This window comes from Streptomyces sp. NPDC051578 (assembly GCF_044454045.1).
GTDB lineage: Bacteria > Actinomycetota > Actinomycetes > Streptomycetales > Streptomycetaceae > Streptomyces.
The window spans coordinates 14,648-32,845 of the sequence record NZ_JBITDH010000009.1 but is presented as its reverse complement, the minus strand read 5'-3'; the positions used below and the strand labels follow the sequence as shown (position 1 = coordinate 32,845).

The 18,198-nt window shown below is 70.1% G+C and carries 43 protein-coding genes; all 43 read right to left on the bottom strand.

What is annotated here, in order from left to right; all coding sequences use genetic code 11:
• Positions 1 to 13: 13 nt before the first annotated feature.
• Positions 14 to 409 (bottom strand): hypothetical protein, encoded by a 396-nt coding sequence (locus tag ACIA6C_RS28000; protein ID WP_399279942.1) that lies wholly within the window; start codon positions 407 to 409, stop codon positions 14 to 16.
• Positions 410 to 466: 57 nt separating this feature from the next.
• Complete coding sequence (locus tag ACIA6C_RS27995; protein ID WP_399279940.1) at positions 467 to 709, bottom strand: hypothetical protein; 243 nt, start codon at positions 707 to 709, stop codon at positions 467 to 469.
• Between the two features lie 18 nt (positions 710 to 727).
• The gene (locus tag ACIA6C_RS27990) at positions 728 to 1,006 is read right to left on the bottom strand and encodes a hypothetical protein (RefSeq protein ID WP_399279938.1); all 279 of its coding nucleotides are present in this window, start codon (positions 1,004 to 1,006) and stop codon (positions 728 to 730) included.
• A gap of 147 nt (positions 1,007 to 1,153) precedes the next feature.
• Positions 1,154 to 1,339 (bottom strand): hypothetical protein, encoded by a 186-nt coding sequence (locus tag ACIA6C_RS27985; RefSeq protein ID WP_399279936.1) that lies wholly within the window; start codon positions 1,337 to 1,339, stop codon positions 1,154 to 1,156.
• A 136-nt stretch (positions 1,340 to 1,475) separates the two neighbouring features.
• A complete protein-coding gene (locus tag ACIA6C_RS27980) occupies positions 1,476 to 1,616 on the bottom strand; it encodes a hypothetical protein (RefSeq protein ID WP_399279934.1) in 141 nt (46 codons plus the stop codon).
• A 30-nt stretch (positions 1,617 to 1,646) separates the two neighbouring features.
• Entirely contained in the window at positions 1,647 to 1,778 is a 132-nt protein-coding gene (locus tag ACIA6C_RS27975; protein WP_399279932.1) for a hypothetical protein, read from the bottom strand.
• On the bottom strand, positions 1,775 to 2,155 hold the full coding sequence (locus tag ACIA6C_RS27970; protein WP_399279930.1) for a hypothetical protein: 381 nt from the start codon (positions 2,153 to 2,155) through the stop codon (positions 1,775 to 1,777). Before ACIA6C_RS27970 ends, ACIA6C_RS27975 begins: the two co-directional genes overlap by 4 nt.
• Positions 2,148 to 2,432, bottom strand: coding sequence for a hypothetical protein (locus tag ACIA6C_RS27965; protein WP_399279928.1), 285 nt, complete (start codon positions 2,430 to 2,432; stop codon positions 2,148 to 2,150). Before ACIA6C_RS27965 ends, ACIA6C_RS27970 begins: the two co-directional genes overlap by 8 nt.
• Positions 2,429 to 2,653: a hypothetical protein gene (locus tag ACIA6C_RS27960; RefSeq protein ID WP_399279926.1), complete on the bottom strand. Its 225-nt coding sequence runs from the start codon at positions 2,651 to 2,653 to the stop codon at positions 2,429 to 2,431. The genes ACIA6C_RS27965 and ACIA6C_RS27960 overlap by 4 nt, the downstream gene beginning before the upstream one ends.
• Entirely contained in the window at positions 2,650 to 3,030 is a 381-nt protein-coding gene (locus tag ACIA6C_RS27955; RefSeq protein ID WP_399279924.1) for a hypothetical protein, read from the bottom strand. The genes ACIA6C_RS27960 and ACIA6C_RS27955 overlap by 4 nt, the downstream gene beginning before the upstream one ends.
• The gene (locus ACIA6C_RS27950) at positions 3,027 to 3,230 is read right to left on the bottom strand and encodes a hypothetical protein (RefSeq protein WP_399279922.1); all 204 of its coding nucleotides are present in this window, start codon (positions 3,228 to 3,230) and stop codon (positions 3,027 to 3,029) included. Before ACIA6C_RS27950 ends, ACIA6C_RS27955 begins: the two co-directional genes overlap by 4 nt.
• Positions 3,227 to 4,078, bottom strand: a complete 852-nt coding sequence (locus tag ACIA6C_RS27945; RefSeq protein ID WP_399279920.1) for a hypothetical protein — start codon at positions 4,076 to 4,078, stop codon at positions 3,227 to 3,229. Before ACIA6C_RS27945 ends, ACIA6C_RS27950 begins: the two co-directional genes overlap by 4 nt.
• A 63-nt stretch (positions 4,079 to 4,141) precedes the next feature.
• Positions 4,142 to 4,288, bottom strand: a complete 147-nt coding sequence (locus ACIA6C_RS27940; RefSeq protein WP_399279918.1) for a hypothetical protein — start codon at positions 4,286 to 4,288, stop codon at positions 4,142 to 4,144.
• On the bottom strand, positions 4,288 to 4,503 hold the full coding sequence (locus tag ACIA6C_RS27935) for a hypothetical protein (protein ID WP_399279916.1): 216 nt from the start codon (positions 4,501 to 4,503) through the stop codon (positions 4,288 to 4,290). Before ACIA6C_RS27935 ends, ACIA6C_RS27940 begins: the two co-directional genes overlap by 1 nt.
• Positions 4,504 to 4,564: 61 nt before the next feature.
• A complete protein-coding gene (locus ACIA6C_RS27930; RefSeq protein ID WP_399279914.1) occupies positions 4,565 to 4,741 on the bottom strand; it encodes a hypothetical protein in 177 nt (58 codons plus the stop codon).
• A 58-nt stretch (positions 4,742 to 4,799) separates the two neighbouring features.
• The gene (locus ACIA6C_RS27925; RefSeq protein WP_399279912.1) at positions 4,800 to 5,063 is read right to left on the bottom strand and encodes a hypothetical protein; all 264 of its coding nucleotides are present in this window, start codon (positions 5,061 to 5,063) and stop codon (positions 4,800 to 4,802) included.
• Positions 5,064 to 5,439: 376 nt separating this feature from the next.
• Positions 5,440 to 5,625: a hypothetical protein gene (locus tag ACIA6C_RS27920; RefSeq protein ID WP_399279910.1), complete on the bottom strand. Its 186-nt coding sequence runs from the start codon at positions 5,623 to 5,625 to the stop codon at positions 5,440 to 5,442.
• Entirely contained in the window at positions 5,622 to 5,999 is a 378-nt protein-coding gene (locus ACIA6C_RS27915; RefSeq protein ID WP_399279908.1) for a DUF4326 domain-containing protein, read from the bottom strand. The genes ACIA6C_RS27920 and ACIA6C_RS27915 overlap by 4 nt, the downstream gene beginning before the upstream one ends.
• Before the next feature lie 68 nt (positions 6,000 to 6,067).
• A complete protein-coding gene (locus ACIA6C_RS27910) occupies positions 6,068 to 6,262 on the bottom strand; it encodes a hypothetical protein (protein ID WP_399279906.1) in 195 nt (64 codons plus the stop codon).
• Positions 6,262 to 6,594: a nucleoside triphosphate pyrophosphohydrolase gene (locus tag ACIA6C_RS27905; protein ID WP_399279904.1), complete on the bottom strand. Its 333-nt coding sequence runs from the start codon at positions 6,592 to 6,594 to the stop codon at positions 6,262 to 6,264. Before ACIA6C_RS27905 ends, ACIA6C_RS27910 begins: the two co-directional genes overlap by 1 nt.
• Positions 6,594 to 6,938, bottom strand: a complete 345-nt coding sequence (locus tag ACIA6C_RS27900; RefSeq protein WP_399279902.1) for a hypothetical protein — start codon at positions 6,936 to 6,938, stop codon at positions 6,594 to 6,596. The genes ACIA6C_RS27905 and ACIA6C_RS27900 overlap by 1 nt, the downstream gene beginning before the upstream one ends.
• Positions 6,935 to 7,222: a hypothetical protein gene (locus tag ACIA6C_RS27895; RefSeq protein WP_399279900.1), complete on the bottom strand. Its 288-nt coding sequence runs from the start codon at positions 7,220 to 7,222 to the stop codon at positions 6,935 to 6,937. The genes ACIA6C_RS27900 and ACIA6C_RS27895 overlap by 4 nt, the downstream gene beginning before the upstream one ends.
• A complete protein-coding gene (locus tag ACIA6C_RS27890; protein ID WP_399279898.1) occupies positions 7,219 to 7,521 on the bottom strand; it encodes a hypothetical protein in 303 nt (100 codons plus the stop codon). Before ACIA6C_RS27890 ends, ACIA6C_RS27895 begins: the two co-directional genes overlap by 4 nt.
• Entirely contained in the window at positions 7,518 to 7,697 is a 180-nt protein-coding gene (locus tag ACIA6C_RS27885) for a hypothetical protein (RefSeq protein ID WP_399279896.1), read from the bottom strand. Before ACIA6C_RS27885 ends, ACIA6C_RS27890 begins: the two co-directional genes overlap by 4 nt.
• Complete coding sequence (locus ACIA6C_RS27880; protein WP_399279894.1) at positions 7,694 to 8,380, bottom strand: hypothetical protein; 687 nt, start codon at positions 8,378 to 8,380, stop codon at positions 7,694 to 7,696. The genes ACIA6C_RS27885 and ACIA6C_RS27880 overlap by 4 nt, the downstream gene beginning before the upstream one ends.
• On the bottom strand, positions 8,377 to 9,390 hold the full coding sequence (locus tag ACIA6C_RS27875; RefSeq protein ID WP_399279892.1) for a hypothetical protein: 1,014 nt from the start codon (positions 9,388 to 9,390) through the stop codon (positions 8,377 to 8,379). The genes ACIA6C_RS27880 and ACIA6C_RS27875 overlap by 4 nt, the downstream gene beginning before the upstream one ends.
• Before the next feature lie 49 nt (positions 9,391 to 9,439).
• Positions 9,440 to 11,134, bottom strand: coding sequence for a DNA cytosine methyltransferase (locus ACIA6C_RS27870; RefSeq protein ID WP_399279890.1), 1,695 nt, complete (start codon positions 11,132 to 11,134; stop codon positions 9,440 to 9,442).
• Complete coding sequence (locus ACIA6C_RS27865; RefSeq protein WP_399279888.1) at positions 11,134 to 11,970, bottom strand: hypothetical protein; 837 nt, start codon at positions 11,968 to 11,970, stop codon at positions 11,134 to 11,136. The genes ACIA6C_RS27870 and ACIA6C_RS27865 overlap by 1 nt, the downstream gene beginning before the upstream one ends.
• Complete coding sequence (locus ACIA6C_RS27860; RefSeq protein ID WP_399279886.1) at positions 11,967 to 12,260, bottom strand: hypothetical protein; 294 nt, start codon at positions 12,258 to 12,260, stop codon at positions 11,967 to 11,969. Before ACIA6C_RS27860 ends, ACIA6C_RS27865 begins: the two co-directional genes overlap by 4 nt.
• On the bottom strand, positions 12,257 to 12,601 hold the full coding sequence (locus ACIA6C_RS27855; protein ID WP_399279884.1) for a hypothetical protein: 345 nt from the start codon (positions 12,599 to 12,601) through the stop codon (positions 12,257 to 12,259). The genes ACIA6C_RS27860 and ACIA6C_RS27855 overlap by 4 nt, the downstream gene beginning before the upstream one ends.
• 24 nt (positions 12,602 to 12,625) lie before the next feature.
• Entirely contained in the window at positions 12,626 to 12,958 is a 333-nt protein-coding gene (locus tag ACIA6C_RS27850) for a hypothetical protein (protein WP_399279882.1), read from the bottom strand.
• Positions 12,959 to 13,031: 73 nt separating this feature from the next.
• Positions 13,032 to 13,652 (bottom strand): hypothetical protein, encoded by a 621-nt coding sequence (locus ACIA6C_RS27845; RefSeq protein WP_399279880.1) that lies wholly within the window; start codon positions 13,650 to 13,652, stop codon positions 13,032 to 13,034.
• On the bottom strand, positions 13,649 to 14,722 hold the full coding sequence (locus ACIA6C_RS27840) for a recombinase RecT (protein ID WP_399279878.1): 1,074 nt from the start codon (positions 14,720 to 14,722) through the stop codon (positions 13,649 to 13,651). Before ACIA6C_RS27840 ends, ACIA6C_RS27845 begins: the two co-directional genes overlap by 4 nt.
• A 112-nt stretch (positions 14,723 to 14,834) precedes the next feature.
• On the bottom strand, positions 14,835 to 15,083 hold the full coding sequence (locus ACIA6C_RS27835; RefSeq protein WP_399279876.1) for a hypothetical protein: 249 nt from the start codon (positions 15,081 to 15,083) through the stop codon (positions 14,835 to 14,837).
• Positions 15,083 to 15,421, bottom strand: a complete 339-nt coding sequence (locus ACIA6C_RS27830) for a hypothetical protein (RefSeq protein ID WP_399279874.1) — start codon at positions 15,419 to 15,421, stop codon at positions 15,083 to 15,085. The genes ACIA6C_RS27835 and ACIA6C_RS27830 overlap by 1 nt, the downstream gene beginning before the upstream one ends.
• Complete coding sequence (locus ACIA6C_RS27825) at positions 15,418 to 15,819, bottom strand: hypothetical protein (protein WP_399279872.1); 402 nt, start codon at positions 15,817 to 15,819, stop codon at positions 15,418 to 15,420. Before ACIA6C_RS27825 ends, ACIA6C_RS27830 begins: the two co-directional genes overlap by 4 nt.
• Positions 15,816 to 16,355: a hypothetical protein gene (locus ACIA6C_RS27820; protein ID WP_399279870.1), complete on the bottom strand. Its 540-nt coding sequence runs from the start codon at positions 16,353 to 16,355 to the stop codon at positions 15,816 to 15,818. The genes ACIA6C_RS27825 and ACIA6C_RS27820 overlap by 4 nt, the downstream gene beginning before the upstream one ends.
• Positions 16,345 to 16,608 (bottom strand): hypothetical protein, encoded by a 264-nt coding sequence (locus ACIA6C_RS27815; RefSeq protein WP_399279868.1) that lies wholly within the window; start codon positions 16,606 to 16,608, stop codon positions 16,345 to 16,347. Before ACIA6C_RS27815 ends, ACIA6C_RS27820 begins: the two co-directional genes overlap by 11 nt.
• A gap of 254 nt (positions 16,609 to 16,862) precedes the next feature.
• The gene (locus tag ACIA6C_RS27810) at positions 16,863 to 17,063 is read right to left on the bottom strand and encodes a hypothetical protein (RefSeq protein WP_399279866.1); all 201 of its coding nucleotides are present in this window, start codon (positions 17,061 to 17,063) and stop codon (positions 16,863 to 16,865) included.
• Positions 17,060 to 17,245, bottom strand: coding sequence for a hypothetical protein (locus ACIA6C_RS27805; RefSeq protein WP_399279864.1), 186 nt, complete (start codon positions 17,243 to 17,245; stop codon positions 17,060 to 17,062). Before ACIA6C_RS27805 ends, ACIA6C_RS27810 begins: the two co-directional genes overlap by 4 nt.
• Positions 17,242 to 17,553 carry a hypothetical protein gene (locus ACIA6C_RS27800; protein ID WP_399279862.1) on the bottom strand — a complete coding sequence of 104 codons (312 nt, stop codon included), beginning with the start codon at positions 17,551 to 17,553 and terminating at the stop codon, positions 17,242 to 17,244. Before ACIA6C_RS27800 ends, ACIA6C_RS27805 begins: the two co-directional genes overlap by 4 nt.
• Positions 17,550 to 17,795, bottom strand: coding sequence for a hypothetical protein (locus tag ACIA6C_RS27795; protein WP_399279860.1), 246 nt, complete (start codon positions 17,793 to 17,795; stop codon positions 17,550 to 17,552). The genes ACIA6C_RS27800 and ACIA6C_RS27795 overlap by 4 nt, the downstream gene beginning before the upstream one ends.
• A gap of 102 nt (positions 17,796 to 17,897) precedes the next feature.
• Positions 17,898 to 18,188 carry a hypothetical protein gene (locus ACIA6C_RS27790; RefSeq protein WP_399279858.1) on the bottom strand — a complete coding sequence of 97 codons (291 nt, stop codon included), beginning with the start codon at positions 18,186 to 18,188 and terminating at the stop codon, positions 17,898 to 17,900.
• Positions 18,189 to 18,198 lie beyond the last annotated feature (10 nt).

The window sequence follows — 18,198 nt, the reverse complement described above, 5'->3', positions numbered from 1 at the left end:
GCCTTCTTCGTGTTCAGCGCTGCGGGTCGAAAGTGGGGGTTTCGGCGTGCAGGTCGCTGGACGGCATCTTGAGGATGGTCTTGTGGTACTCGCCCTTGGTGTCGTCGGTGAAAGCGTGTTCGGAGTTGTAGGCGAGCTGCTTGAGGAAGTCGCCGAGTTCTTCCCACATGAGGAGCCACTGACCTTGGGGGTACTGCTTCTTGAGCCAGTTGTCGAGGGCTCGGTCGCAGGCGCCTTTGTGGGCTGCGAACAGTGGCGTGTGTTCGATCTTGCCTGTTTCGTCGCTGCCCATCCGCCTGCCCCAGACCAGGTTGCCGGCGCCGTGGACTTGTTGGCGGCAGGCGTCGCAGATGACGGTGGCGCAGTGCATCGCTTCGGGGGGTCCGCTTCGTGGCATGAACTCGATCACGGCGGCGCCTTTCGGTAGTGCGGCGGTGTGTCTGGTGCGGGCGGCGGGGGCCTGGCTTTAGCCGAGGTAGTCGAGCTGGAGCACGGCGACGGTCCGCGTGTTGTGTCCGACGAGGAGGATGGCGCGGACGTCCGGTGTGATGATCTGCCGGATGATTTTGTCGTCGACGCCGTAGGGGTGTGTCGCGTCGAGGGGCCGTGCGCAGGCTTGGGCGAGGGCGCGGGTGAGGTTCTCGCTGGCGTGCGGTGGGAGGGCGTCGTAGACGGCCTCGGCGGCTGGGTCCAGTTTCAGCGCGTACACGGGCCCATACTGTCAGTTTCAGGCGGCGCCGCGGGCGGGTCCGGGTTCTCCGAGGATTCGGTGGGTGGCGTCGGCCCAGTTGCCGGGGAGTTGTTCGCCGCGTTCGTCGTGGCCGGCGAGGGCGCGGGCCCGCTCGACGGCGATCAGCCCGTTCTTGGCGATGCGTTCCCACTTGGCGAACACGGTGAGGAGTTCGTGGGCTGGCGCTCGGTTGATCTCGCTGAGGCAGCGTTGGCTGAGTGCCGGGTGGCCGAGGGCGTCGCAGATCCGTTCGATGGTCCAGGGGGTCTCGCCCACGACCTGCCTCCCACGGTGGAATCACGACTGGTGATTCCACCGTAGCGCAGCAGGCGTTAGCGGGTTAACGGTGCGGCGTAGTGGGCGGTGATTACCTCATTGCCGATTACCGGTTCCCGGTAGTGCACCGGTCGGTCTGCGTCGGGTTCAGCGGCTCTGGCTGCCCCAGCTGGCGGCTGCGGGTGCTGCCGACTGTGGCGTGAGCAGGCCGATCAGGTGCGTGAGGAGCTGGTTCGTTCGCTGTTGTTCGGCGATGAGCGCCTCGAGGCGCTGGTTTGTCTCGCCTTGGGCCTTCTTAGCCTGTTGTAGGACAGCTTGGTCGAGCATTCCCATGGGGCTCGTCTCCTCGAGGGGTCCGCGGGTGGCCAGGGTCGCGGGGTTCATCCTCGGGCGTTTTCGGGCTGGGTGGGGCCGGAACTGTCCGGTAGGGGGGCACGCTAGCGACGTGTGCGCGCCCCTGCCCGGGTTTCTACCGTCCGACGAGGAGTGCGGCCTTGGTGAGCTCGAGCGCCTGGTCCTCGGTGAAGCCGGCTTCGAGAAGTGCTGCGTACATTTCGTGGAGTTGGACGGCGACGGTGGCGAGGGCTGTGATGGGGTCTACCGGTTCCATTGGGGCTCCTCGTGCTGGCGGTGCGGTCGGTCAGGCGGCGGGTTGGGTGCAGTGGCCGGACAGGCAGCGGACGGCTCCGTCGGCGACGTAGTGGACGTGCTGGCCAGCGGCGACGAGGCGGTGGGCTGCGTCGAGGGCGCGGGCGGGTTGCGGCTTGGTCACAGTCGTGCCTTCCAGTTCGGTCCGCGGAGGGCGGCGGGGACGTCGGACGTCGAGACTGCGCGCTGGGCTGCGAGCCACCGGTCGACCGTTCGCGCAGCGGCCGCGTGACGCTGGACCTGAACGCCGGGGATCCTGAACCCGCCGCTGCATCCGCAGGCGCATCCGTCGATGAGCTGGCGGGCGATGAGTCGGCGCAGCTTGGCGAGGAGCAGGTTCCACGGAACGGGTCCTACGCGGGCCTCGAGGAACTTCCGAACCTCTGCCGTGATCGCCCAACCGTCATCGGCGCTGGCGACGGCCTCGATGACGAGTTGGTCGGGGATGTCCTTGCACTGCATGAGGCGATCGCCGATCTGGCGGAGGGTGATCTCATTCATCTCCCATCTCCTTGATCACTTCCTGCTTGACCTGATTCCGGATCTGGCTGACCTGCTCGAAGTAACTGCGGGCTTCCTCGCGAGTGAGACTGGCTTCGGCGCGCCGATACAGATCATTGATCTTCTGTTCAAGGTCGCTGCTGCTGATGCGGTGTTCCATCCGCCACAAGATCTGGAAGGCGGGGGTGAGCTGGCGGCCTGCGAGGTGCTGGTCGTAGTCGTCGAGGCGGTGGGGGCAGTCGGCGGCGATCGCGTCGCGGAGCGGGTCGGCGGTCACAGAACATCTCCCAAGATCGTCAGCGTGTGGATGGTGACCTTCTCGATGTAGCTGGGCCGGCCAGCCGCGCGCCCGTGGTCGCCGGGGATGTAGCGGGGCCGCGGGTCGGGATGGTCGAGGCCGTGGCCCGAGCGGGTTTCGGCGCAGCGGTCGGGGGTCGGGCTGGTGTCGCAGGGCTCGATGTCCCAGCCCGGCCCCCACACGTCGAGTTCGCTGGTCACGGCGCGGGCTCGGGGATCGGCTTCGGGTTGCCCAGACCGGTGGCGCGGGCCGGGCCGCAGGCGTTGAGCAGCGCCTGCACTCCAGGCGCGGCCGGGTAGGCGGCGCCTTGGGGCCGCATGCCGCGGATGCGGGCGGCGTAAAGCTCGGCGAGCCAGGCCGTGGACCCCGCCTCGATCAGGTCGGCGAGGGCCTGCTGCAGGATCGGGAGGCGGTCGGGGGTGATCGCCTCAGCGTCGGCGCTGCCCCAGTCGAAAATGTCGGAGACGTTGGCCCAGAGTTCGATGCTGTCGCCCTTGGCCCACCAGAGGAGGGTGTCGTGGCTCTCGGCCTTGGCGAAGATCGTCAACACTTCGACGAGGAACTCGTGGTCGGTCATCGGGCGCTCCCGTCGCTGGTGAGCTCGGCCGCCAGCCGGTCGCGGTTGCTGTACGGCGGCTCGCTCCGCTGCGCCCACCAGCGCCCGGCCTGCTGGTCCCAGTGCTTGTGCTCGGGGTGGGGGCCGTCGAGGAGGCTGCAGGTCCAGCCGTTCTGCTGGTCGTCGCAGGCGCGGAGGTCGGGGTCGGGCTGCTGGCTCATGCTCCGGCCCCCTCGCCGGCGATGGTGGTGTCGGCCAGCATTTCCGCGATCTCGTCGTCGCCGAAGCCGTCGCGGCGGAGGCTGGCGGCCATCTCGTCAACCTCGGGCGGGTCGATGGCGAGCGCGGCCAGCACCGCGTTGAGCACGGTGTCCGGGTCGGGGCCGGCCTCCCAGTCGATGCCTTCGATGGCGTGCCAGGCCCGGTCGTGCTCCAGCTCGGTCAGCTGGCGGCGCGGGGTGAGAGCGGGCCCGTCGAGCTGCGGGTCGGTGGGCCGCGGACGCCCGTCGGCGACGCGGCGCAGCATCAGCGCGGTCGCGTCCACGGAGTTGCCGGTGTAGGCGGCGACGAGGTCGGCGGCCCAGTGGAAGACCGTCGTGCGGGTGCCGGCCGGGATGGGGAGCGGCGCGGGCTGTTCGCCGGTCTGCCGGGCCATGTCGCGCATCCCTGCGATGACCTCCTCCAGCTGATCGAGCGGCACGACCACGTCCGCGTGACCGGTCTCCGAGCTGCCGACGGCGTACCGGATCGCGGGCCGGCCGTCCGGGGTCTGGTCGGGGAGCGCGGCGAAGTCCTGGCCGCCGACGCCGGTGATCACGAACCCGGACTTCGGGAACAGGGCGAGGTGGCTGACGTCGGCGTCGAAGTCCTCGTAGGTAGTGGTCTCCAGGACGAGGCGCCGGCGGACGGGCGTTCCGTCCCGCCACGTCGGGTGGTTCCGGTCGAGGCGGGTCCGCTTGTCGGTGGCGTCCTGGCAGCGGGTGAACGGCAGGCCGGAGGACCACTCGGCGGCGGTCGGGTCGTAGGTCTCGACGTGCCAGCGGACGCGGGGCGGGTGGGCGTGGTGCATGCGGGCTCCTGGTGGGTGCGGGGTGGTGCCGGCCCGCGGGTGACGGGCCGGCCGGGGCGGGGGTCAGTAGGCGGCTTCGCCCCACTTGCAGCCGGTGCACATCCACGCGGGGAAGGGGCGGTCGGCGGTGGGGTGTTCGAGCTCGAAGGCCTCGGTGCCGCACTCAGGGCAGTCGTCGGGCGGGGGTTCGATGGGGACGAAGTCGGCCATCACGCCACCTCGTAGTTGGCCGTGAGCGTCCAGCCGGCCCGCTCGTATTTCGGGACGGTGACGGTGACGATCTCCTCGCGGCAGCAGGTATAGGCCTCGCCGTCGCCGCCGTGGACGTGGATGGATTCGAGGTCCTTCCACAGTTCGATCGTCAGCTCTTCGGTGTCGCGGGTCATGATCCAGACCTCGTGGACGTGGTCGTCGGTCTCGTGCATGTGGGCTCCTGGGCTGGTTGGTGGGGTGCCGGCCCGCGGGTGACGGGCCGGCCGGGGCGGGTCAGGCGGCGGGCGGCCAGGTGCCTGCCGCGATCTGGTCGCGTCGCGTGGCCAGCAACCCCCGCAGGACGCTGGCCTTCTTGGCGTAGCGCTCACGGGTGAGTTCGGCCTCGCGGATGGCGCGCTCAATGGCTTCGGGGCTGGCGTTGGTCATGAAGTCGGGGGCGATGTAGGTCACGGGGGCGGGTCTCCTTCGGTGTGCGCGAGGGCGGTCGAACCGGGGCGGTCGAGCGGGGTCAGGTGCGGGCGGCGGCTTCCTGGGCCTCAACCTGGGATGCGTCGGCGATCACCTGGAGCTGCGCAATCAGCGCGGGCAGGTCCGCCAGCGGGACACCGGAGCCATTCGGGTCGGTGCGGAAGTAGATGCCGGGGGTCCCGTCGTCGAAGAGGGCGGTGCTGATGAGGAGCCGGTCCCCGTCCATGTCGGTGTGGGAGTAGCGGCTGGGGTGGGGTGCGGCGCCGGCCGGAGGGAGGATGGTGATGATCTCGGTGTGGGTCATGTCGGGCCTTTCGGATGGCGTTGGGGTGCGGGCGGCTGTGCGGGGCTGTGCGGGGCGTTTTGAGGGCCGGATGAAGTCGGGGGCCTACGGAGCTAGTTCGGCCGGGAGACGGGGTCCTGTGGCTTCCTCGGGGCCGCCTGGCCGCCCGCCGGAGGTATCAGCCCGCGCTTGCGGGCCAGGCGGACTGCTGCGGTTCGTCGTTCATCGCGGCCCATCCATGCGACGTCGAGGCGCTTGTATGCCTCGGAGAGCCGGGCGGCTACCCAAGGGCGGGGCCGGCCGAGGCGGGCAGCGACGACGGTGAGCGTGGCCCCGTCCGCGGCGGCTTCAAGCACTGCGGCTTGCGGGCGGGTCAGCGGCATCCGCTGCGGCCCGCTCACGACCGCCTCCGGTGCTGCTCGGGTACGGGGGTGCCGGTGGCGTCGAGGTGGCCGTCGGCGGTGGCGAGGAGGAGCAGGGCCCGCTCAAGGACGTCGGCGGGGATCTGACCGCGGTAGCAGCGGCGGAGGATCGCAGCAGTGCGGGAGGTGGCGATCAGCCGGATCGGGCGCGGGGCGGTCACTGACTGGCCCAAATGGAGTTCGCCAGCTCGAGCAGGACTGCGGCGTGACAGTGGTCGGGCTCGCCCGGCTCCGGCAGCGGGCAGGTGCAGGCAAGGTCTTTGCCGCGGAGGGTGTGGAGTTCGGCGAGGATTCGGCGCCGGTCGAAGGTCTGCTTGCCGATGCGGTAGGTCTGCTCGAACCATCCGCCCGCGGTTCCGACGCGGAGCCACTCTCGGTAGGCCGACGTGACGGCGCTGCGCGGGTTGCCCATCTCGGCTTCCTCGGCCTGCTGGATCGTGAAGGGGTTCCCGAATCGGCTGGGGCGGCTGACGATCACGGCACCTTCGGGTAGGCGCCAGCCGGCGGTGCGCTTGCGCTGGATGCGGTTCGGCATCGTGTTCTCCGTTCGTGAGATGGTGGTCGGGCGACCCCGCCCGCTGCATGGGCGGGGTCGTCCTGCGTTCAGGCGTCAGGGGCGGCGGTGCATTCGGGGCAGAGGTCGCGGCCGTCACTTGCGCGGGACCAGCCAACCGACTTGAGGTGGCGGCGCAGTTCGGCCCGGGTCATGCCGGGGATGGGGCCACCCCACTCGGTCTGGCACGGTTCCCCGCGCTCCTCGCCGTCGCAGCTGATCAGGTGCTCGACCCGGGCAGTCATCAGGCTGCCTCTCCGTCGGCGGATTCGTGGGTCAGCACGAGCCGCCGGTCGAATCCGCCGCGCTCGGCGTACTTCCGGAGGCGGGCGGCCTCGATGTCCTCGGGGGTCCAGCCGGTCATGGCGGCGAGGGCGTGTACGACCTCGAGGACGTCGGCCAGCTCGTCGAGCAGCTCGCGGGGCTCGTCGGCCGCGGCCACCTCGTCGGCTTCCTCGTGGAGCTTTTCGAGGAGGAGTTCGGCGGCCTCGGTGGGGGAGGCGGTGTGGACGGCCAGGTCGTGGCCTCGGGCAGCGGCGATCTCGGGGATCCGGTCACGGATCAGCTTGGTGATCATCAGGCGGCTGCCTTTCGTTGGCGGGATGCCGGTTGGCGGGTGGGCTGGCGTCGGCCGGTGTCGTCGAGGGCGGCGAGCAGCTCAGCGCGGTGCCGGGCGGCGATTTCGTCGCGGGTCGGGGTGGTGCGCAGGACGCTGGTGGGCCGGTAGCCGCTGCCCGTACAGCGGGCCGGGTCGTTACTGGCGGTGCGGTGGGCGCGGAGGGTGCCGTCGGCGTTGAGGGCTGCCTGCCGTCCGCACCAGGCACACCATCCGCGGGGCGTGACGGGGGCGTTGAGGGCTGCGGGGCCGCCGAAGGTGCCGTCGGGCCACTCCTCGGAGAGGAGACGCTCCAGCGGGCTCACCGGTCGGCCTCGTCGACGGGGTGGACAGTGAAGCGACCATCGGGGTGGCGAATGATCCAGTCGCCGTAGAAGGCGATGACGTGGTTGGGGCGGTCGCCGATGCGGAGCCCGATGCACTCGGGCCGGCCGTCATCCCCGGCGGCGTAGTACCCCTTGGCGAAGACGCCGCACTTGTCGACGTCGTTGTCCACGCGGCTGATGTTGCGGGGGGTGAGCTGCCAGGTGCGGCAGCCGGCCTCCTCGAACTGGGTGACTTCGAACGGCTTGGGCGTGGTCTCGTTCACGCTGCGGTCTCCTTCGCTTCGGTCTCGCGGGCGGGGTGGTGGCCCTCGATGGGGCGGCCGTTGTCGTGGCAGTCGACGCCGGGGGTCACCTGGCACGTGCTGCAGACGGCGGTGGCGACGACCCAGGCGGCGATGCGGGCGGGGCACGGGTCGGTCTTGGTGTGGCGGCCGGAGATCGTCGTGCAGCGGGCTTTCTCGGCGGCGCCACAGTGGGGGCAGCGGTGGTCGTAGGCGGGGTGCCGGGGCCGGCCGCTACGGAGGCTGGCGGGCATCGGGGCCGAGCGGGGGCGGGCGGTCATCGGTGGCCTGCCTTCCAGCAGTCGGGGCAGATGTCGCGGCCCTTCGGGCGGGTGCGCCATCCGTCGGCTCGGCGGAGGCGGCGGACCTCGGTCGCGGTCCGAACTTGGACGGCGTGGGTGGCGTTGGTGCAGCCCGGCCCGTCGCAGTTGATGGCGGGGAAGTTGTCGACGGTCATGCGGTCTCTCCTTCGGGTTCGACGATCTCGGCGTCGGCCAGGTCGAGCAGGGCGAGGCGGGAGGCTTCCTTGCCAGCCGCCTCTGCGTGGGCGTCATGGCCGGCAGGGATGGGCTGATCGGTGGCCACGGCGATCCGGATCGGGTGCGGCTCGCGCATCGGTTCGCCGAGCGGGAACCGCTCGCTGGAACCGGGCTTCTTGCACGGGCGACCTCGGGCCGCCTTGCAGCGAGGGCAGGCGATCCCGAGCGGGCCGGGCCGGCGGACTGTGTCGAGCTCGGGGTTGGGCTGCTTCGGAATCTTCCGACTGACGCCTGTCATCAGCTGCTTCATGGGCCGGGGCTTGAGTTCGTGGCCGTTCGCTGCCCGATAGCGCTGGGCGCGGAGGGCGGCGATGTACGCGGCCGGGTCGTCGGGGTTGGCGTCCGGCACCTCGGCGGGAAGGCCGGGCCCCTGGAAGTCGGAGGCGGCCTCGGCCCGCTGCTGCTCGATGACCTCGATGATCTCGGCGGGGCTGATGAACGGCTGCCTCCTGGCAACCGTGGCCGCCGCTCGCCGGGCCGCGGCCAAGGGGTAGTCGCCAAGGACGTCGTGCCAGGCGTCGGGGGTGTACTCGTCGAACTTCTGCTGGGGACACAGCGCCCGCACGTAGCGGGCGAGGACTACTGTCTCGTCGGGTGTCATGAGATCTCCTGCTGCTGCATGCGGGCCTTGGCGCGCTGCATGGCGCGGTCGAAGAGGTCGTCGGTGTCTTGCTGCTGGCGGCTGTGGTTGGTCCCGGGAACGGCGCGGAGACCGGGGCGGCCGTCGGCTTCGGGGTACTCGTCGAAGTACCGTTCGTAGTGGAGCCAGTTCTGCGGATAGCTCGTGTACTGCGGGTCCTTGCCGGCGACTGCTCGGGCGTAGGACTGGGCGGCGGCAACCATGTGGTTGGGGTCGGCCCCTCGGCGGATTGCCGCGATCCACTCGGTTTTGGCCTTCGCCATGTGGATCTTCTTCGGGTAGACGATCCAAAAGGCTCCGAAGGCGTCGAGGTGGTTGTCTTCCTCGTCCTCGGTTGTGGGAGTCGAGCCGGCAGAAGAAGACGTGTTCTTCCCCGTGTTCTTCTCACCGTTTTCTGTAGTTGACGTACCAGCGTGTGGTACGTCGGCGCGATCTGCGCTGATGCTTGTTTCCGCAGGTGGGACCGAGGTGCCACCAGGTGGCACCTCGGTGCGACCTGCTTCTTCGTTCGTTTCCGCAGGTGGGGCCGACGTACCGGCGTGTGGTACGTCGGCGGACCCCTCCGACGTACCACCGTGTGGTACGTCGGTCCCACCTGGGATTTCTTCTCTTTTGGCTGGTGGGGCCGACGTGCCAGCGTGTGGTACGTCGGTGCGACCTGCGGGAACGTCACTCAGGATGAGAACGGTGGCGTGCTGTCCACGGGCGACGAGCTCCCGCTCGGTCTGGAGGTAGCCGTGCTCTTTGAGTTCGGCGAACGCGGCTCGGAACTGGCGTCGGCCGGGGCTGGCCTTACCGTGCTTGGCAACTGACGCTTGCCACATGTCGTCTGCGGTGGCCTGCCATCCGTCGGGTCGGCTGAGGAGCTCGGCGAGGATGCCGCGGGCCATGTGGCTGAGGCGGTCGTCGCGCACGGTGGCGTTAGGGACCTGCAGGAAGTCCTTCGTCAGCCTGCTGCGGCGGATCCTCACGGGCGTCTTCTCTCTGGCTGGCTGGCTGGTGCGGGTGGTGGTGCCGCGGTCAGGCGGCGGTGGCGAGCGCCGGCTCGACGTGACGGTCGAGTTCCTCGCCGCTGATGGCTTCGGTGAGGGCGCAGAGGATGACTTCGGCGGCGTTCGGGGTGACGGCATTGCCGTACTGGCGGACGCGTTCGCGCTTGTTGCCGAGGACGATGTACTGGTCGGCGAAGCTCATGGCCCGGCCGATTTCGTGCGGCTCGAGCATCCGGAACAGCACGTCCTGGACGTCGACGTCTCCGGTGACGAGCGCGTACCGGTCGCGGGTGGAGAGCGTTCCCACCGGTTCGGCGACCGGGCGGGCGGTGCCGTTCCCGTAGTAGGGGACGAGCAGGTGATCCCAAGTGACGAGCGACTGGTGTCCGGCGGTGGTCATCGTCCGGAGGTATTCCGCGGCGGAGGTGCAGTGCTCGCCACCGGGTCCGCTCCGGCTGCCGTTGTTCCGCATGACGAAGGCGGGCACGTTCGGCGTGACGAGGCCGTGGTGGTTGCCGTTGGCGGAGACTGTGCCGAGGGCCTCGTGGATGGCGCGGCCTCGGAGCTGGTCGCCGCCTCCGCGCATGGTGACCATGAAGGGGAGCCAGGCGAGTCCGGTCTCGTTGCGTGCGGTCTGGGTTCGCAGCGGGCTATTAGCGGACGCGGGCTCCTTGCCGTCGCGGCCTTCGACCGGGATGAGGAGCGGTGGGATAGCGAGGCCGTCATTCTCGCGGGTGGTCCGGGTCGGCATCGGCTCGTCGAGGGGCGTGCCGACGTCGCGCCAGGTGCCGCCTGCGGGGACGACCATGGGGCGGGCGAACTTGTCGAGGCCGGCCTGGATGCGGGCGAGCGTCTTGTCGGCGAGGGGCTTGGTCCGGTCGCCGATGCGCTGGCCGGGGATGCTCCAGTCGATGGCGACGGCGGCCGGGAGGGTGGACGGTTCGACGATCTGGTTCCGGCACTTCACCTGCGGGCAGCGGTACACGTACTGCTGCCGGTAGCGGCCCATGTCCTTGGCGGGGTCCTTGAAGACCTGGACCGCCCGGATCCAGGCTTCGCAGCCGGTGCACCAGGCGCGGGGTCGCAGCCACTTGTTCCAGTCGGGCGTGCGGTTCAGGCTCTGGTGCCAGTAGGCGACGTACAGCCGGTCTCGGGACTGCGGTGCTGCGTGCAGGGCCCGCGGGTCGGCGTGCATGCTGTTCAGGGCGATGGTGCGGGTGAGGTAGCCGAGTTTCTTGATCTCGCCGATCCAGCGGTCCCACTGGTCCCAGGCTCGGACGTCGACGACGTTCTCCACGACTCCGGCTTTGACGAGGCCGCCGCGTTCCTGGACTCCGCGCAGGTACATGGGGACTTCTTCCATGAGGGCGCGGGAACGCTCGACTTCCTCGGAGGGGGCGAAGGCGTCGCCGAAGAGGTCGCCCTGCAGGCTGTCGGCGAAGTCGCGCTTCTTGCCGCGGGCGTTCGACCACTGGGGGCATTCGGGGCTGGCCCAGAAGATGTCGGTGACGGGCCAGCGGTCTACGGGGGCTTCGCGGATGTCGCCGCGGTAGTGGTCGGTCTCGGGGAAGTTCGCGGCGTGGGACTCGATGGCCCGCTCCCAGTGGTTCGCGGCGCGGGCGACGCGGACGCCGGGGATGGCGTGGGCGCCCTGGCTGGATCCGCCGGCACCGCAGAACCAGTCCATGACCGTGAGCTCGGTGTCGTCGTTGCGGTAGGACATCAGGCGGCCTTTCGCATGTCTTTGCGCTGGGGTCCCAGGACCCGGTCGATGTACGTCTTGTCTTTGCCGAGGCGGATGGCGGCCTCAGCTCGTGTCAGGCCAGCAGTGGTGACGAGCCACGTCGCCTCTTCTGCGAGCAGGTCCGCCTTCGTCCGGCCGTACTCGGGCGTGAAGTGCGGGTCGTCGATTGCGTCGGGGAAGCGATCCCAGTACTTCGGCGGCGGCCACTTGGCTGCTGCGGCGCGGTCTCGGGAGAGCCGTGCCTTGTGTTCCGGGACCCCGTGGCGCTCCGGCCTCAGTCGCCGCAGGGTGTCGTAGCCCTCTTGGATGCGCTGGGCGGTCTCGATGCGCACGGTGTCTTGGCGCAGGATCTGGTCGGCTCGGCTTGCGTGCAGACCGGACCGCGTCGAGAGGTGGGTCAGGGGCCAGCCGACTGCGATGAGAGCCTGGATGCGCCGATGGGTGCCCGTGGCCCCGATGCGGACGGGCGAGGCCACTTTGGGGTCGATGCCGAGGATGCGGGCTGCGATGTCAGCTGAGGTACGGTGACGGATCCCTCGGCCCCGGATACCGCCCGTGAAGTCAGCGACGCTCTGGTGGGGGAGCTCGGCGAGCGCGGCGATACGGTCCTGAGTCAGACCAGCAGCGAGAAGGGCCTTGATGTGCTGGCGGACCGGAGCGGCGTCCACGTAGGGCTTCCAAGTGCCGTTGCGCATGGCTGCGGTACGTTCTTCCGCCCAGTTCTGCTTCCGTTCCACGCAGGCGGGGAGGCGGCATCCATAGCGGGTGTAGCAGGTCAGCGTGTTGTGGTGCGGAGCTTCGCGACGGGTGGTCACTGGTCTTCCTCCGTCCGGCGGGTCTGGTGGGGGATGCCGGCCGGGAACTGGTCGGCGATGATGCGGGCGAACTTGATGTCGGTGACGTGCTGCTCGACGAGGGCTCGGGCCGCGGCGAGGTCCGCACGGACTTCGGCTTCGGTGCGCGGGGCCCGGGCGGCCTGCTGGGCGCTGCGCTGGAAGCGACGGTGTGTGCGGGGTTTGTGCCAGGCGTCGAAGACGGCGGGCGCGAGGCAGGCGAGTCCGATGGCGACGCCGATGCAGGCGAGTGCCGTGTCCCCGGCGCTCATGCGGCCTGCTCCCTGCGTGCGGCTGCGGTGCCCCTCCACGTGCGAAGGCCCGAAGCGTGGGAGGTGGGCCGTGGGGAGGTGGTCCAGCCGACCGGCCGGTGGTAGCCGGCTTCACGCAACAGGGTGGCGAGCCTGCCCCACATGTGACTGTCCGGGGGTTCGGGCAGCCGATGCTCCTCGGCAACTTCGTAGATCGTGTACGTGCGGCCCGTCGCGGCGGCGGTTACGTAGTACGGCCAGACTTCGTCGAGCCAGGTCTCGAAGTCCTCGGCCTTGCGGCGGGCTGCGGGGATCTTGGGGGTGGGTATGGTTCCGTCGAGGGCGGGCTGCACGGCGTTCATGACTGCCTCCGGGGTGGGGCCGGGTTAGATGCTGTTGATGAGGGCGTCGGCGGCTTCCTCGTCGGCGATGGCCGCGTCGTTCCAGCAGCCCATGCACAGGAAGGTGACGGGGGGCTCGTAGTCGAACTCGTGCCATGGGCGCGCCGCGGGCTGGAACCGGAACAGACGGCGAGGCTGGAAGCAGTTGGGGCAGGTGCCGTCGTGCGCCGTCGCGAGGATGTGGGCCTCTTCCTGGCGGTGGAGCTCGGCCTGGATGGCTTCGAAGGCGGCGCCGCAGCCGGTGCACGGCCCGGGGTAGAAGATCGATCCGTGCGGCGGAAGCACTGAGTGGCTGTGCTTGCAGAGCGAGATGGTCATGACGGTGTCCTCTCGATGTGGTCTGCTTGGGGCGGGGTCGGCCGCGCTGCCTGCGGCCGACCCCCAGGTGCTGCTACGGGACGGGGCGGGCGCAGGCGTCGCAGAGCGCGTCCGGCCCTGATCCGGTGAACGGGCCGTCGTCGCCCTGGCAGCGGGAGCAGCGGATCGGCTCCGGCTCCGCGGCCAGTTCCGGCAGGGCCACGCCAGCGAGCTGGCCCGCACGCCAGGCAGCCATCACCTGGTCGCGGCCGGTCTTTGTGAACAGGACCCGGTGGCCGCGGGCCCGCGCCGGCTGAATGGCCACCCCGGGTACCTCGTGGATGACGCCGGTCTCCGGGTCCGCCCACTCCGTTCCGCCGGTCGCGGTCAGCTCGGCGAGGAGCTTCTTCGTGAACGCCGGCCGGACCTCCGTGACGAAACGACGCTCGATCTCCCCAGACGCGTTGGCCAGGACCCAGGCCGTGAACGCCTCGGGATCGGTGACCCTGGCTTCGGCGGAGCCGCTGGAGATGCTGACGGTGGCGACCGGCGTGCCGTCCGGCAGCGTGGCCTTGATCTGCGTGGTGCCGGTCTCCGCGGAGGCCGCGTCCAGGAGTTCCTGCACTTCGGCGCGGGCGGCCTTGTACTCGCCGTCGATGACGTCGAGGAGCGTCCTCAGCGTGGCCTCGCGGGCGGCTGCGTCCTTGAGGCTCATGCCGCCGCCCCGCCGAGGATCTTGTTCATCTCCTTGAGCTGCTGCGCGCCAGCCTTAGAGATCGGCAGGCCGTAGGACTGTTCGAAGTCGGCGTCGAGGGTGTCGAGTCCGACCCGGGCAGCGGTCGCGCGGAGCTGCTGCTCTGCCTCGGCCACTGGGTCGACGAACTCGGCGTCGGTGACCGTGTCGGTCGGCGTCGTGGCGGGTGCAGCCGCCTTGGATTTGCCCACCTCGGCAATCTGGGCGAGGTACTCGGGGCGGGCGCCCTCGGTCTGAGCGTCCTTCCAGATCAGTCGGACGGTCGCCGCGTCGGCGGCCTTCATCGCTTCGTGCAGGTAGTCACGGCCCCCAGGGGTCAGCGACTCGGCGGGCACGTCGGCGACGGCAGCCTGGATCGTTGCTGCCGGGGTGGCCCACGGGTCGGGCTCCCCCTGCCGGACGACCCGCAGCTGCTGTACCTCAGCTTCCATCGGCAGCCCTTCGGAGTCGACGCGGGCGCCGAGCTCTTCGGGGGTGTAGATCGCCCCGTGTAGCACCTCGGGGCAGGCGAGACGCACGCACTCCGCGATGGCTCGCGCCCGGAGCATGGCCCTCGGGTACTTCTCCCAGGACTGAGGCTCGTTCTGCTTGCTGCGGGAGTATGGGCGACCGTCGCGGAGTTCGCACAGCCGGGCGGTGACGGCGTCGTCCAGGGTCCATTCGACGCGGTTCTCGAACTCGGGGTCGTCGGAGCGCCAGATGCTGACGACGCACGACGTGCTGCTGGGACTGATCCGGACCTTGTGGCCCGCGGTTCGTGCCCGGGACAGCATGAGGTCGGCGGACTGGGAGGGCTTCCCCTTGATGACGTGGATGGTCGTGATGGTGGTGACCACGTCGAGGCCGAGCGCGCGGCCGTACTCCATCGCCCACAGCACGCTCGCCGGCTGCTTGCGGTAGGCGTCCGGGAGGAGGGGGGTGGCGGCGAGGGACTCGCAGAAGAGCCATGCTTCGCGGGGGCTCATGCTGCTGAGCGACAGGGCCATGCTGCCTGGGGCGGGCAGCTGGGCTTTGACGAGTTCGGTGCTCATGGCACTCGCTTTCAGGGTGTGACGGGCCGCGGGCGGGCGGCGTGCACCCGTCCGGGGCTGGTGGTTGGGGGCCGGGCTCGGGGGCCGGTGTCATCCGCCGGCCCGGCGGTCTCTAGGCGGCTGCCGGACGATTCACCGGCTTGACGGGCACATACACGCCGCGTTCCTCCCGCAACAGGCCCTTGAGGACCAGTCGGTCGAGCTGCTTCTGGATGAAGCTGAGCTGCCTGCGGTGATCGGGGGCGTCCTTCATCACGCGCCCCGCCTCCGCTAGGCACCATGTGCCGTCGCCCATCAGAGACGGAACCTCAGTCAGTACCGCGTGCCGCAGTCGCTCGAAGGCGTTCCATTCGTCGGCCATCACTGCCTCCCCGGCACGTGGCTCGGGCTGGGGCCAGCGAGCGGCGAGAGGTGCAGCGGCAGGACCGGGATCGGCTGGGTCTCGACGACAGCCGGGTGCGCGGCCAGCGACGAGACGGCGGCGGTGTTCTGTCGCGTGGCCTCGACCGCCCGGGCAAGTTCCTCCCGGAGCCGGTTGGCCTTCGCGATCAAGTCGTCCCGTTCGGCGGTGGCCATGGTGAGCCGGTACTGCAGGACGGACGCCCGGGCCTTCGCCTCCGCCAGCTGCTGCTCCAGCACGGCGACCCGGTCGATCGCCCGGTGCTGGCCACGCGGGCGGGATATGTGAAGGAGGCTCACCACGTCCTGCCGATCTCGTGCAGCTCGCCGGTCCGGGCACGAACTTCGTCGAGGGTCGACTGGCCGCCCGAGGGGTGGACGTACCCGATCCATTGGGTCCCGTCGCTGGTGACGCTGCCGTCGACCCAGACGCTGCCTTCGCCGTCGAGGTAGAGCCGGCGGCGCCTGTCATCGGGCTGGTCCTCCCGCTCACCAGCAGCGGCCTTGCGGACCATGGACACCCATTCCGGTACGGGCAGTGGGTTCTCCCAGCGAGTGGCCTGCTTCTCCGCTTCCCTGCACACCTCGAACACAGCGTTCAGGCAGCGGTTCAGGTAGGCCATCTCCTCGCGGAGAGTCGGCTCCTTGCCGACGTACTTCTCGAGCTTGGCCTGCAGGCGGGTCAGTTCGTCGCTCACTGCGGGGCCCCCGGCTGGTCGTCGTCGAGGGTGGGCTCGGCCGCGATGAGGTAGGCGATCTGCTCGTCGCGTTCGGCGAGCACGGTCCGAAGCCGGACCACCTCGGCCTCGGCGGACTTGGTCCACCCCTCCCACGCCTCGCGGTCCCTGACGACGCGGAGAATGCCCTCGCCGTAAGCGGCGGCGCGCTGCCGGGCGGACTGCCAGGCCAGTCGCAGGCGGGCGGTGTCCCGCTCCTCTTCCCACAGGGCGAGGCCGGTGCCAGCGATGATGTTGGCCAGCTTGCTCGTCTCGTCGTTGAGGCTGCGCACCTCCGCGACGAGTTCGGGGACGGCGTCGTGAGCGTCCGCGATGAACAGGGCGATCGGTCCCGCCCAGTCCGGGAGTTCCGCGAGAACCGTGCCGGACTCCTGGTGCTTCACGACGTAGCAGCTGGGCTCGTCGGACCTTCCTTCGACGTACTCGGTACGCCACTCGCCGCTGTACCAGTCGCCCGGGTGGGACTCGGCGATCTCGGCGAGTCGGTCAGTGGCCATCGGAGGCCTCCTCTTCTGCCGGTCGTAGCGCCGCCGCCTCGGGTCGCAGGTCCACCAGGTCGTCCCACTCCCACTCACTCGGAGCTTCGACGTACAGGTCCAGCCCGTTCTCCAACAGCGTCGACGAGCTCAGGCTCAGGTAGATCTCGGAGTCCTTGGAGAGGTGGGCGATCGCGTCCTCGAGGCTGTCAGCCGTTTCCCAGACGACATGGCGTTCGCGCGTCTCGACGATCACGGGGTACAGGTCAGGCACGGGGTCCTCCTCGGTGGATGCGGCGCCCGAGGAGCATGAGCGCGATGGATGCGAGGGCCGCGAGGGCGTCCAGGACAGCGGCGCGGCGGAGGGTCACGGCTGGCCCCCGATGCGGACGGCGAACTCGGAGTCCGACTCGACGTAGCCGGCGGCGACCGTGGCCGCGAAGTCGGGGTCGACGGTGCGGTCCGGTACCTCAGGTCCAGGCGGCACGTCGGACAGAAAGACTGACGTCACGATCTCGGTGCGGGCCATCACGCCGCCCTCGCGGCTTGCTTGTACGCGCGGACCTGGCGGCGGACAGCCGCCCACTCGATGCGGCATACGTCGCAGCTGCACCAGCTAGGCCGGTGACCGATCGCGTTGTCGGTGCGCCTCTGGGCGAGCTGTCGGATCAGCTCCGCTTCGGCCTCCGGCTTCATTCGGCGGATCCAGGTGCCCTCATCGACGCTCATGCCGCCTCCCCCCAGTTCGTGGCCCGCCTACGGGCGATGTGCTGATCCAGCCGGTATTCGGTGAGTACGGCCTCCGACCACAGGTCGGGCGGGCCGAACAGCTCCTGGAAGGCGAAGTCGGCACGAGCGAGCGCGTCCTGCACCACGTCTGCCGCAGGTCGCGGCTCCGTCGGGGCGCTCACGACTGGCCTCCGTCGAGGAGTCGGGCCGGGATGCCCTTGGACAGGTCGGGGAACGGGCGGGTCGTGTCGGCCGGGTCGGCGTGGTGGAGCAGGTGCCCCTCGACGGCGCGGGTGCCGAGCCGGATGTACTCCTCGGGCGACAGGCCGCGCACTGCTGCGGCAGCGGCCAGCTCTTCGGCAGCGGCGGCCCGACGAGCCAGCTCCTCCGGCGACGGCGTGTACGGGGGCCGCGGCGCAGTACGGGCAGCGGCTTCCAGCTCGACGAGCGGGCGATCCAGGTCAGCGATACGGCGAGGCGTCGTGGTCATCGCGACTCACCGACCTCGGCGTCGGCGCAGCCGGTGCAGGCGTCGTCGTCGCAGTCGTCGTCGTGCAGCTCGTGGATCCAGCCGGACGCGGCGTTCTCCAGCAGGCCCGCCATCGTGTTGCGGTCCCTGGTGCCGAGGCCCATCAGCCAGTCGAGAGTCTCGTCGGCCTCGGCCAGCATGTCGGCGCGCAATTCGGCGGTGGGGTTGGTGTCGCCCGACGAGGCGGGCATGATGTGGGACATGGGGTCCTCTTCCTCTTGCATGTAGGTGCAGGAGATTCGGGTGGATCTCGTAGGCCTCGGCCGGCGGTGTAAGGCCCGGCGGTCGGGGCCGCATAGCCGCAGCTAGGCGGCGCGACTCGGCCGGCGCTTGCTTCGGTTGAGCGGGGGGCCGATTCGGTCGGCCTCCAGCCAGTACGGCAGGTCGTCCCGGTTCACCTTGATCGGGGAGCGAGGTCCCTTCCTGGTGTGCGGGTAGCCTTCGGCGACGCGCCGCCTCACTGTCTTGACGCTGCACTTGAGCAGCCATGCCATCTCGCGGAGGTCGAAGACGAGCGCATTCAGGTCTTCCGGCTTCTTCGGCGTATTCGCGCCGTTGATGTCGGTGTCAGTGTCAGGGGACCGGGTGGTCGTCACGTTGTTCCTT

Bases quoted from the DNA above. Each gene is read 5' to 3' on its own strand.
- ACIA6C_RS27985 (WP_399279936.1), bottom strand. From the start codon at position 1,339: ATGGGAATGCTCGACCAAGCTGTCCTACAACAGGCTAAGAAGGCCCAA.
- ACIA6C_RS27980 (WP_399279934.1), bottom strand. From the start codon at position 1,616: ATGGAACCGGTAGACCCCATCACAGCCCTCGCCACCGTCGCCGTCCAA.
- ACIA6C_RS27970 (WP_399279930.1), bottom strand. From the start codon at position 2,155: ATGAATGAGATCACCCTCCGCCAGATCGGCGATCGCCTCATGCAGTGC.
- ACIA6C_RS27955 (WP_399279924.1), bottom strand. From the start codon at position 3,030: ATGACCGACCACGAGTTCCTCGTCGAAGTGTTGACGATCTTCGCCAAG.
- ACIA6C_RS27950 (WP_399279922.1), bottom strand. From the start codon at position 3,230: ATGAGCCAGCAGCCCGACCCCGACCTCCGCGCCTGCGACGACCAGCAG.
- ACIA6C_RS27945 (WP_399279920.1), bottom strand. From the start codon at position 4,078: ATGCACCACGCCCACCCGCCCCGCGTCCGCTGGCACGTCGAGACCTAC.
- ACIA6C_RS27940 (WP_399279918.1), bottom strand. From the start codon at position 4,288: ATGGCCGACTTCGTCCCCATCGAACCCCCGCCCGACGACTGCCCTGAG.
- ACIA6C_RS27935 (WP_399279916.1), bottom strand. From the start codon at position 4,503: ATGCACGAGACCGACGACCACGTCCACGAGGTCTGGATCATGACCCGC.
- ACIA6C_RS27925 (WP_399279912.1), bottom strand. From the start codon at position 5,063: ATGACCCACACCGAGATCATCACCATCCTCCCTCCGGCCGGCGCCGCA.
- ACIA6C_RS27915 (WP_399279908.1), bottom strand. From the start codon at position 5,999: ATGCCGAACCGCATCCAGCGCAAGCGCACCGCCGGCTGGCGCCTACCC.
- ACIA6C_RS27910 (WP_399279906.1), bottom strand. From the start codon at position 6,262: ATGACTGCCCGGGTCGAGCACCTGATCAGCTGCGACGGCGAGGAGCGC.
- ACIA6C_RS27905 (WP_399279904.1), bottom strand. From the start codon at position 6,594: ATGATCACCAAGCTGATCCGTGACCGGATCCCCGAGATCGCCGCTGCC.
- ACIA6C_RS27890 (WP_399279898.1), bottom strand. From the start codon at position 7,521: ATGACCGCCCGCCCCCGCTCGGCCCCGATGCCCGCCAGCCTCCGTAGC.
- ACIA6C_RS27885 (WP_399279896.1), bottom strand. From the start codon at position 7,697: ATGACCGTCGACAACTTCCCCGCCATCAACTGCGACGGGCCGGGCTGC.
- ACIA6C_RS27880 (WP_399279894.1), bottom strand. From the start codon at position 8,380: ATGACACCCGACGAGACAGTAGTCCTCGCCCGCTACGTGCGGGCGCTG.
- ACIA6C_RS27870 (WP_399279890.1), bottom strand. From the start codon at position 11,134: ATGTCCTACCGCAACGACGACACCGAGCTCACGGTCATGGACTGGTTC.
- ACIA6C_RS27860 (WP_399279886.1), bottom strand. From the start codon at position 12,260: ATGAGCGCCGGGGACACGGCACTCGCCTGCATCGGCGTCGCCATCGGA.
- ACIA6C_RS27855 (WP_399279884.1), bottom strand. From the start codon at position 12,601: ATGAACGCCGTGCAGCCCGCCCTCGACGGAACCATACCCACCCCCAAG.
- ACIA6C_RS27850 (WP_399279882.1), bottom strand. From the start codon at position 12,958: ATGACCATCTCGCTCTGCAAGCACAGCCACTCAGTGCTTCCGCCGCAC.
- ACIA6C_RS27845 (WP_399279880.1), bottom strand. From the start codon at position 13,652: ATGAGCCTCAAGGACGCAGCCGCCCGCGAGGCCACGCTGAGGACGCTC.
- ACIA6C_RS27840 (WP_399279878.1), bottom strand. From the start codon at position 14,722: ATGAGCACCGAACTCGTCAAAGCCCAGCTGCCCGCCCCAGGCAGCATG.
- ACIA6C_RS27835 (WP_399279876.1), bottom strand. From the start codon at position 15,083: ATGGCCGACGAATGGAACGCCTTCGAGCGACTGCGGCACGCGGTACTG.
- ACIA6C_RS27820 (WP_399279870.1), bottom strand. From the start codon at position 16,355: ATGGCCACTGACCGACTCGCCGAGATCGCCGAGTCCCACCCGGGCGAC.
- ACIA6C_RS27810 (WP_399279866.1), bottom strand. From the start codon at position 17,063: ATGAGCGTCGATGAGGGCACCTGGATCCGCCGAATGAAGCCGGAGGCC.
- ACIA6C_RS27800 (WP_399279862.1), bottom strand. From the start codon at position 17,553: ATGACCACGACGCCTCGCCGTATCGCTGACCTGGATCGCCCGCTCGTC.
- ACIA6C_RS27795 (WP_399279860.1), bottom strand. From the start codon at position 17,795: ATGTCCCACATCATGCCCGCCTCGTCGGGCGACACCAACCCCACCGCC.